The organism is Desulforamulus profundi, from assembly GCF_002607855.1.
This window is the reverse complement of the sequence record NZ_AWQQ01000079.1, coordinates 19127-28345: the sequence shown is the minus strand read 5'-3', so window position 1 is coordinate 28345 and position 9219 is coordinate 19127. Positions and strand designations below refer to the sequence as shown.

The 9219-nt window shown below is 42.5% G+C and carries 11 protein-coding genes and 1 pseudogene; 2 read left to right on the top strand and 10 right to left on the bottom strand.

Translation table 11 applies throughout. The features are described 5' to 3' along the window. Positions 1-344: 344 nt before the first annotated feature. The 6 genes from P378_RS21830 to P378_RS12395 all read right to left on the bottom strand — a co-directional run bounded on the left by P378_RS21830 (position 345) and on the right by P378_RS12395 (position 3651). Entirely contained in the window at positions 345-590 is a 246-nt protein-coding gene (locus P378_RS21830) for a type II toxin-antitoxin system VapC family toxin (protein WP_238473188.1), read from the bottom strand. A 47-nt stretch (positions 591-637) separates the two neighbouring features. Beyond that, on the bottom strand, positions 638-796 hold the full coding sequence (locus tag P378_RS21825) for a hypothetical protein (protein WP_238473187.1): 159 nt from the start codon (positions 794-796) through the stop codon (positions 638-640). Next, a complete protein-coding gene (locus tag P378_RS12410; RefSeq protein ID WP_099083469.1) occupies positions 789-1082 on the bottom strand; it encodes a type II toxin-antitoxin system Phd/YefM family antitoxin in 294 nt (97 codons plus the stop codon). Before P378_RS12410 ends, P378_RS21825 begins: the two co-directional genes overlap by 8 nt. Positions 1083-1271: 189 nt before the next feature. Continuing rightward, complete coding sequence (locus P378_RS12405) at positions 1272-1481, bottom strand: YdbC family protein (RefSeq protein WP_099083468.1); 210 nt, start codon at positions 1479-1481, stop codon at positions 1272-1274. After that, positions 1462-2556 carry a hypothetical protein gene (locus tag P378_RS12400; RefSeq protein ID WP_099083467.1) on the bottom strand — a complete coding sequence of 365 codons (1095 nt, stop codon included), beginning with the start codon at positions 2554-2556 and terminating at the stop codon, positions 1462-1464. The genes P378_RS12405 and P378_RS12400 overlap by 20 nt, the downstream gene beginning before the upstream one ends. Beyond that, positions 2557-3651 carry a hypothetical protein gene (locus tag P378_RS12395; RefSeq protein WP_207654036.1) on the bottom strand — a complete coding sequence of 365 codons (1095 nt, stop codon included), beginning with the start codon at positions 3649-3651 and terminating at the stop codon, positions 2557-2559. It abuts the gene before it with no gap. A gap of 102 nt (positions 3652-3753) precedes the next feature. Here P378_RS12395 and P378_RS12390 point away from each other — a divergent pair, with 102 nt between their 5' ends. Together P378_RS12390 and P378_RS12385 are read left to right on the top strand one after the other, a co-directional pair. Continuing rightward, the gene (locus P378_RS12390) at positions 3754-4374 is read left to right on the top strand and encodes an IS607 family transposase (protein ID WP_099083466.1); all 621 of its coding nucleotides are present in this window, start codon (positions 3754-3756) and stop codon (positions 4372-4374) included. Next, the gene (locus P378_RS12385) at positions 4331-5608 is read left to right on the top strand and encodes an RNA-guided endonuclease TnpB family protein (protein WP_180261091.1); all 1278 of its coding nucleotides are present in this window, start codon (positions 4331-4333) and stop codon (positions 5606-5608) included. The genes P378_RS12390 and P378_RS12385 overlap by 44 nt, the downstream gene beginning before the upstream one ends. Before the next feature lie 198 nt (positions 5609-5806). On the opposite strand, the pseudogene P378_RS12380 reads toward P378_RS12385, so the two are convergent. From P378_RS12380 to P378_RS23050, 4 genes and pseudogenes are all read right to left on the bottom strand, one after another. After that, positions 5807-7199: pseudogene (locus P378_RS12380) on the bottom strand (IS1380 family transposase). A gap of 788 nt (positions 7200-7987) precedes the next feature. Next, a complete protein-coding gene (locus P378_RS12375) occupies positions 7988-8434 on the bottom strand; it encodes a hypothetical protein (RefSeq protein ID WP_099083464.1) in 447 nt (148 codons plus the stop codon). Positions 8435-8454: 20 nt separating this feature from the next. After that, the gene (locus tag P378_RS23055; RefSeq protein ID WP_274378719.1) at positions 8455-8703 is read right to left on the bottom strand and encodes a hypothetical protein; all 249 of its coding nucleotides are present in this window, start codon (positions 8701-8703) and stop codon (positions 8455-8457) included. 29 nt (positions 8704-8732) lie between these two features. After that, positions 8733-9164 carry an NAD(P)/FAD-dependent oxidoreductase gene (locus P378_RS23050; RefSeq protein ID WP_274378718.1) on the bottom strand — a complete coding sequence of 144 codons (432 nt, stop codon included), beginning with the start codon at positions 9162-9164 and terminating at the stop codon, positions 8733-8735. Positions 9165-9219: the final 55 nt, after the last annotated feature.

Below are 9219 nucleotides of genomic sequence, written 5' to 3'. Positions count from 1 at the left end.
AACAAATTGCCAAAGAGCCATTACCTGCGATTATAGGATAAGTGCGCCCAATTGCATGACAAATACTGGAAAATGGGAGGTAATATACTCAAAAAATATTAGTTTTCGTCTTAAAATCTAAAAAAAGTGGGTCACTACTGTTAATTAATGTAAATTTTATTTTTTGAAAGAAGTAAAATTAGGGTTTTAAAGGGGTTTTTTCAACACCCTCCTAGGTGCTCGGGTTGCTCCAAAGCCACGCCCTATTGCAGGTCTACCAAGTTATATCAAGGTTTACCTGCCTGTTCATGCTGCGAAAGTTGAGTTATAAACATTTGGATACCGCTTAATGAGTTTCACTTCTTTTACATATCGTTCAAAAGATTCACATATCCTTTTTTGCCGTTCAATGAGTTAACTAATTTCTCATCCGCTGTCCAAAATTCACATTCTTCCCCGGTTCTTAGTGTGACAGTTTCTGCAACTGCCAAAAAAGCCGCATCATACAGTGTTGGTAAATTAAAGTTACGACTTATTTTCCACGCTAGATTTGCAACCAGATCATCTTCTAAATATTCAACCCCAGGAAGTTGACGAAACCCAGACCACATTTCATCTGCTTCCCTTGGTGTGATAATGCCACTTCTAACCTTTTTCCTTAGGATAGTACCGATTTCTGCCCAGCAAAAGCCGGTAATACAATTATTTGTTCATCTTCCAGCACTTTTTTTAGCAATATTTTGACTTTATAACTGTCATCTTCTTTGATAAAAACCTTGACTAAAACCGAGCTATCGATGCAAATATATTTACTCATGGCGTATTCCTTCTCGTAACTCTCTAATTAAAGGTGTTGAATCTTCTTGTATTCCAACCCGATCAGCAACCTTCTCCTGAAGTTGGAATACCCTATCCAAAATATTTTTTCGTTTTTCGTTAAAATTTTTTCCTTCATGCTGTAATGACTCAAAACTTTCTGCATCAACAAGATAGGCAACTGGCTTAGACCTTTGAAGTATGACAACAGGTTGTTTTGAAACAATAACCTCAGACAATACATCTTTAGCGTTCCTACGCAAATCCGTAACATTAATCATACGCATTTTATATCACATCCAAATATGCTTTTAAAATCATTATATATGTATGCATTTGCTTTGTCAACTCTATCCAATAACCCTCTAAATAAAAAACTGGAGCCTTTCGACTCCAGTTTTCGGTTTACTGTATGGTGAAAGGCAGCAGTTATCTTGGGCTATTACACAGTGCTGTTTATTTGATTTTACTCCAGTTCATACAGCAACTTTTTTCAGTTCCTTTAATTCTTCTTCAGAAAGGGTTACCCCCTTACCCATCTTTTCCCGGTCCGGGGACCATTCCCGGATGTCGTATTTTGGGGGTTTGTCGTTCCAGCTAATAAGGTTTAATTCCTTACGCCAGCCCTTGCTGCTCTCTGATAGAACGCCAAGGGTTTTGATGATTTCATATTTGAATTCTGCCATTATGGAAACCTCCATCTACTGTTATTAAACAACCCCGCTTTAGCAGGATATCCTTTAAGTCACTGATGCGGTAAGAAATATCCCAGCACCATTCACCAAAACCACCGTGGGCATTAACTGCCTTTACCCATAGATCCAGTGCTTCCTGCTTGGCTTTGTTTTGCTGATTGTCCTGGCCCTTAACCTCCAGCACCAGCATTTTACCATTACTAAGACGAATCAAGAAATCGGGCCGGTACTTGCGCACCACGCCTTTATAGATATAGAGAATTTCAAAACCAAGGTGGTCGTTTTTCACCCAGGAGTCCACCAGTTCGTTGCGCTCCAGTTCAAAGGCCTCACTGGCTTCCCAGGTACTGTCAAATACTACATGACTAATGTGGGATTTCCTGGTAATTTCGCAGGGCTTGCTGGTGTACCAGGTCATCATATCACCGGTGGAGCGGATGGGTCGCTCCTTATCAAAGACAGGCTCAATGTGCTGGGCGTTATCAAAACGGATGGCCTCGAAGATATGGTGTACCACCTTGTTCATGTTCAGGGTAATTAACAGGCGACTTCTAAACTCGTCCCGGTCAAAAAGACTGGGTATCCAAATTTTATCCGAATCAATGAATTCCTCCACCAGCTTAATTAATTGAAAGAGCAGGTATTCTTTGTTGCCCTGCCAGTTTGGCTTCATTTGCTCATAAATATCCCTGGTTGCTTCAAAAATAATGCGTTGCTTGCGGTACCGTTTGCCCAGTTCCTCGAGGTCGATCTGAGTTAGCTTAGTAACATCTGGCTTGCCATCTACAATGGGGGCCAGTTCCAGCTTCTTCGTGATGCCGGTAACCCCCGGGTAACCCCTTTGCCGCCATTCTTTTACCCGCTTGCGGATTTGGTTGACCAGGGGCAACTCGACAAAGATACCCGGATCATCGAAGGATTTAGAATGGCTGGAGGCAATGACATATCCGGCAGGGCGGCGGCCTTCAGCTTTGTGAAACTGCCTTTTGTCCCGGTTATAACTCCAGTGTCGAGAAGGTTCCTCATAGGGGCTGTTGATAATGAGATGGTCAATGCCGCCTGCCACCTATTTCACCTCCAGGATCTTCAGGGATTCAATACCGCGGTCATTAATAATCTTCACCGCAACCCGCCGGTGTTTGCCGGGCACAAAGGGGAGGGACACGGTACCCCGGAATTGTTCAATTAAATCCAGATCTATTTCACCCTTGAGGTTTTTGGCCAGTTTCCCCCAGCCGTCCTTTTCCCCGGCCATCGGGAAGAAAACCTGGCGGGGGAACATGCTTCGCCCGTCGTAATCGGTATCCAGCATCCACATGGCAATTTTAGATGTATCACCGGATTCGATGCCGCCGGTTTTAGTATTGTAGTAGTCAAAACCCAGCACTTCCACCACGTATTTACCTTTATATTCCTTGCCTGCCTTGCGCAACACTACGTCGGGCTGACCGATCAGCCAGAAGGACTGGTTACTGGCCCGTTTTTTCTTGAGATCCGCCGTCAGAAGGTCGGCGTTCATTTGGGCCTTTAAGAGGGTTACGCCGGGCCAGTTCAGCTCGTCAATATCCTTGGCCGCCTCCGGGTCAAACTGGAAGGCAGCAAAGATGAGAAGTTTGGGCCTGGGTACCAGGGTCTGGGCCTCTTCCAGTGCCCGGGCCACCTGCCGCTGCTCCAGGGGAGCGTGCTCCGGCCCAAAGGATACCACCACCCGCTTGGGCTCATCCTCCTTTGCTTCACCGTCGGCATGGAGCCAGCTTGTCCCCGGCAGCGGCTCCAACCGGGAGAATTCAATGGTCTGGCCACCCTTGCCCCGGATACCGGTTTTCATTAGTTCATCCCGCCAGTGGGACTGGCGCAGGGTTTCTCCGGAGCGGGCCACAGAATTGTCGGCTTCGGTCACTTTCTGGCCCAAGTCGTCAACGGATTTCACCACGGGTGCTGGAACTGCCTCTACAGTGAAGGGACCGGTGATGCGCTTCTTTTTGCTGTCAACAAGTGGTTGGTCGTAGAGAATTTCCTGCGCTGGTGGCTCATTATTGGCGATGGATTTTAGTGTCACATGCGGGACTGTCTTATATTTGAAGCCTCCGCTTACCCCCTCTTCTGGATGGGCAAGCTGGTAGTAATCATAACTCGCTGTCATTAGACGTTGCTTGGCCAAAGTTACTGCTACTCGTGAAGTATTATAACAAGTCATCAAAAACATAGAGCTTCATAGAAAATAATAGTGCAATTTTCAATTTAAAAGTGGTATAATTTTCATATGAAACTAAGTGATTACGCAAAACAAAGAGGAATAACATACCGAGCTGCCTGGAATCATTTTAAGCTAGGTAAAATACCCGGTGCATACAAAGATGGCCATACAGGGCAAATAATTATCCCTACCTATCAGGAAACACTCTTGAATAAGGTGGCTATTTACGCCAGAGTATCAAGTAATGAAAACAAAGATAATCTGGAATCCCAGGCAGAAAGGCTAAAACAATATGCAACAGCCAGAGGTTATCAAATTGTCCATATCGTTAAAGAAGTTGGCAGTGGGGTCAACGATAACAGAAAAAAACTACTCAAATTAATGCAGCAAAATGATTGGGGAACGCTCATCGTTGAACACAAAGACAGACTGACCCGATTTGGCTTTAATTACATTCAAGCACTACTCGAAAACGAAGGTAGAAAGATAGAAGTTGTTAATCTGGCAGAAGATGATAAAACAGACTTGATGCAAGATTTAGTCGCTATCATTTATTTGTTCAGTGCAAGAATGTATGGCCTTAGACGGAGTAAACGGAAGACCGAGCAAATAATAGAATGTTTAACAAAGGATGCCGATAAAGATGATCCGCACCTACCAATTAAAACACCAGGCCAACAAGAGTAAACAAACTAAAATTAAAGCTGTCCTGGATGAATACCGTGTCTTGGCGAGTAAAATCACTGTAAGACAATGGTATTTGTTTTTTACTAAGGGTGGCTTTAACAAAAATGCATACATAAAGCATCTTACCACTAAACTATCAGAACGATATAAGCAAACCTGTCAGTACCAGATTGTTGGCTTGTTGGAGTCTTTTGTCTCCAATCGAAAGAATAACTTTGTGGATATAGTTTGCCACAGTTCCTTAGACGAATCAGCCAAGGTGGACCTATTGTATATCAACAAATATGGACTGTGGTTTAATAGTTCGGTTAAAATTCCGGTGTTTAATGAAAAAGGCAAGAAAATAAAAGATCAGTACAGGGATATTGAGCCGGAAATTATTAAACTGGCCCGTAAGATATTTAAGCATATCCTTTCTAGACACCGTAAGCCTACGATGGGGCGTATAAATATGGCTTTAGACCAAAAGGTTGCGGTAATTAAAACTAGGAACAATAACGGTGCCAAGAAGTTTGACTATTGGGTTCGGTTATCTACTCTGGATAAAGGCAAGCCGGTTTACATTCCTGTGCAGTCTAACGAATATTTTGAGGATATACCGGGTCAATTAAAGAATTTCTGTCAGTTTAATTTGACTAAGGAAGGCAAGATTACTATATTTTTTATTAAGGACAAACCTAAATCCAAAGAATATAAACCCCTGACACCTAAGATAGCCCTGGACTTAGGCTTAAAGAGTATTTTTACTACTGACCGCGGCGACTTATTTGGTCGTAAGTTTTACGAAACCCTTCTGAAATATGACGGCATTATCACCGAACTGGCCCGTAACCGGCAGAAGCAGGGACTCAAAGTGAGAAGCCCTCGTTATGACAGATTAGTTTCTAAACTCAGGTCTTACCTTAAAAATGATATATGCCGGATTGTAAACCGAATTGTTAAGCTGTATTGCCCCAAAGAGATTGTTATAGAAAAACTTAACTTTCAAAACCCCAACCTATCCCGCAGGTTAAACCGACTTCTCTCCCGGTTTGGCAAGGCAGTTATAACCGCTAAACTTGATGCGGCAGCAGAAGAATATGGTATCAAAGTAACCTATGTTAATCCTGCCTACACGTCGCAAACCTGTAACTCCTGTGGCTATGTCGATAAGAGTAATCGCAGTACCCAGGCAGAATTTGTCTGTCGGTACTGTGGTTATAAAACCCATGCGGACGTAAATGGAGCCACCTGAATCCGTGAATTATCTGTGTTCCCTATCGATTAACCCAATCAGCATAGTTATCACGTGGTAATAATTGTAAATTAACTATTTTTACCGTTTCTTGGGTTGGTTCAACATTTTATTTGTCATTGTATTACCTAAAATTAGCAATAACATACTAAGCCCCATTTTGGAAGCGCTTTTTCAATGTGTTTTTGTTGATAACTTTTACCTGGCTAAACACACAGAGTATACCTGCTTAAATGTTTCAAACCAGGGACTGTGTCTGCCAAATTGCAGTTTCTTCTTTCTGGCGTGCGATACTAACCGGGATGCCAGTGTAATTAAGTTTTGTATTACTGTCCTTATCCGGCGGCGGTCTGCTTGCTTACGCAGCAGCACATGCTTCATCCGGGTGGTTGATTGTCCTATCATCCTTAATAGGTTGTAGGCCACCGCGCCAAAATGCAGCACCAGGTTGTTGGTGTCAAATTTACCAGAGGGCAATCTCTCTAAATCCAGGTCTGTCTTAAGTTCACTGTGAAACTGCTCGCTGGTACCATGTTCATGGTACAGTTTTTCGATTTCATGAGGTAAATCAGGAAGCAATGTCCAATATGTTTCTGCCTCTACCTGGGGCACCAGGAACATCTGGCCCTTTGCATCAGATGCTCTTTCGGTAACTTTGTAAACCAATCTGATTTCTCTGTTCAGTTTCTTTTTGTATTTCATCATGGAACCGTAGTAAACTTTTTTGCCTTCTCGTTCTTGGCAGTAGATATCCTTATTGTTTTTTGCCAACAGCAACCAACCTTCAGGGGTCTCCTTACGAAGGTTTCGTTTGATAATAAAATCCGCCTTGGTGTCATCATTTAAGCAAATCCGGATATTATCCGTGCTGTCGTTGCCGGAATCCATCCGTAAAAGCAAAGGCTCCTGAGTAATTTTTTTGGCATACCGAATGCTTTCAGCAATGAACTCTGTGGTATTTTTCTGGCAGTGTTCACTTCCCTGGCGTAGTTCAGTATTTACGCAGTAACCTTCCCTGCCTAAATATGCAAAGATAGGGGCATAACCATCGGTGCCTTTATAGGTTCTGGAGACCCCTTCCTTTTTGGTGTTAGAGTTATCAAAGGGAGACACATCAATATCCAGTGGGATATAAGCTCTGTTTTCCCGACCCAGGTACACCGGGTTAAAGGAGCATTAGTTTTCTTGATTAACTCCGCAGATTCTTCTAACAGGATATTATTCCAAGTACCATCCTTGGCGACCATATTCAGCCGCTGGCGGAGGGTGGGGCTGGATGGAGTCTCTTTGATATTTAATGAGATGGAGAAAAATTTATCTTCTCGGAACGGTTCTATATGGTCAAAGTCACTCTTACCCTGGCACAACAAGCCAATGTAGCAATAGCAACGCTTCCATTAGAGATATGGGGATTCTTTTGCTCAGTAGCCATTGTTTTGTTTAGGCGTGTTTTTAACTTGGTGTTAGCCAGTAAAGCACCTATGAGAGCCAGACCGTAATGAGTGGTTCAGTCCTCGTTACCTTGTTCAATAACAAAGATAGTTTGCTTATCGTCGTTCTTATTTTTGGTTTTGTTTTTCAACTTTTTCATGTAGCACCCCCGAGGTGAATATTGGAAAATGCAATTATCTATATATATCTGCATATTCCTTTATATTCCTACAAATTACAAGGCACTACAAGGAGATTATTTCACGGATTCAGGATTATACAGTGCTTATTAATTAAGTTACGAATGATTCTAAAAATCAGTCCTTACTTTTAACGATTGCCATGATTTAGTTTAATAAATAAAGATACCAAGATGGATAAATATGATGTCTAAAACGCTTGTAAATTTTTATTATTAAATGTTCTAGAACTATTTGCTATCATAACCACACTGTTCATTTGCACGTCAAGATTTAAAATAATGCCATGGTATGACCCTTTGGGACTGATGGTACTGCCTATGGTTACTCCACTCTTTATATTAGGACCACATGTAATTGTTGGAGCATCTCTATTTAAATTATCCAATACGATGCCCATTTCCTCAATGAATAAAATGATACCTATCATCTTAGCGGTAATGACACTTCTAAATTTTTCAAGCTTACCGGGTAATTTGAGTTATCTGGTGGCACTAATTAGTGTTAATGTAATTTCGTTTTTTGGAGTGGTCGTAACTACCTTACTAGATTTGATTAGAATTAAGAGGTGGGAGTCTCAATTAAAAGCTGCACAGTAACAGACATGTGCAACGCCAGTTGCATTATTATATTTACTATGCAACATATAAATTTACTATGTTTCACGTGAAACAGCTAAAAAATTTTTGCCGCCCTTCTGAAGTTTTTGAAAAACTCATTACAATAAAAGCCCGGTTGTTCCGGGCTTTTATTTCCGCAAGTGATATGCAATCTGATAAGAAAGTTCATCGTTTTGCTGCTTGACCTTTGCCAAATACATAAATGTACTTCCGGGATAATCAATTTGTTCCTGCAGTACTGCGCTTTCCAAAGCAGTTCTCACCAGTGAGATGACACAGTCGGGAGAGTGGTTGTCTCTGCATTCTTTGCATAACTTGCAGCTCTCAGCAATGGTCTTGGAAACCTGCTCCTGATAGTAATGCTTAAAGTCATTTTTCGGGATTAAGCTGCCGGCGCCGGGAATATCCAAAACACCCTTTTGTTCTGCAAATTTTATCACTTTTTTAGAAAAACCCACCAGGCAAGCGGCCTCTTTGCATTGACCGGCAGCATTGATATCGCAATCCCGGCAAAATTCATTCAAGGTAGCTGATAAATTTTGAAAATTGTTATCGCTTGTTGGGGCAGTCGTCATAAACTGTTACTCCTTTCCGTTTAACCTAAAAGAAAAGCGGCAAATTCATCTTGCTGTGCTTTTTCTGAAACGAATAACTCCAGGGGCGGCGTAAAGGCATCAATGCCCAGCCGCTCAATGGTCTTGCAGAGGCGTTCATGTGGTTGGGCCAAGGCACGATATTGTTTAAGCAAAAAGTTAATTACGGCAAAAACTTTGTCTTTAGCAACATCAGTCGCCACTTTTATGCCATGTATGGGCTTACTGGTAGCACCTCTGCCGCCGATCACTATGTCAAATTTGTCAGCTCCCTTGGCAATCAGCCAAGGTCTGCGCAGTAAGGTTCCGTGCAACCCCGGGAACAACCGGCGGTAGAAATTTTAAAGTCCTTTGGGACATCCTGTCCAAGGTAACGTGCCTGAAGCTCCATTCCCAACTCCAGGGCCGGCCCTAAGGATCTGGGGCATAGTTCAGCACCGCCCGGGCAAGCTTTAACGCTGCGAATCTTGTTGCCAAAGGGAGCCACTTGTAACCCCAATACCTTTATTTTTTCCAGTAGTTCCGGTATCTTGTCTTGTTCTAAAACAGCGATCAGGGTCTGGCGCACGCCACATTTTATTCTCCAGACCCCGGCATCCCTGGCTACTTCAGCCAGGCCCAAAAACTGTTCCGGCGTGAGGATGCCTCCCGGAACAACAATATTAACAGCATAAAGCCCGTTTCGCTGCTGACGAAAAATGGCTTCTCCCAAAACAATCACTCCTTAGCTGTTTAATTATTTACCATATTATTGTTTAAATTTTTAA

What these genes read in the sequence shown, in the direction of transcription:
- P378_RS21830 (WP_238473188.1), bottom strand. Translation starts at nt 590, where the DNA reads ATGTGGTCTGGGTTTCGTCAACTTCCTGGGGTTGAATATTTAGAAGAT.
- P378_RS21825 (WP_238473187.1), bottom strand. Translation starts at nt 796, where the DNA reads ATGAGTAAATATATTTGCATCGATAGCTCGGTTTTAGTCAAGGTTTTT.
- P378_RS12410 (WP_099083469.1), bottom strand. Translation starts at nt 1,082, where the DNA reads ATGCGTATGATTAATGTTACGGATTTGCGTAGGAACGCTAAAGATGTA.
- P378_RS12405 (WP_099083468.1), bottom strand. Translation starts at nt 1,481, where the DNA reads ATGGCAGAATTCAAATATGAAATCATCAAAACCCTTGGCGTTCTATCA.
- P378_RS12390 (WP_099083466.1), top strand. Translation starts at nt 3,754, where the DNA reads ATGAAACTAAGTGATTACGCAAAACAAAGAGGAATAACATACCGAGCT.
- P378_RS12385 (WP_180261091.1), top strand. Translation starts at nt 4,331, where the DNA reads ATGATCCGCACCTACCAATTAAAACACCAGGCCAACAAGAGTAAACAA.
- P378_RS12375 (WP_099083464.1), bottom strand. Translation starts at nt 8,434, where the DNA reads ATGACGACTGCCCCAACAAGCGATAACAATTTTCAAAATTTATCAGCT.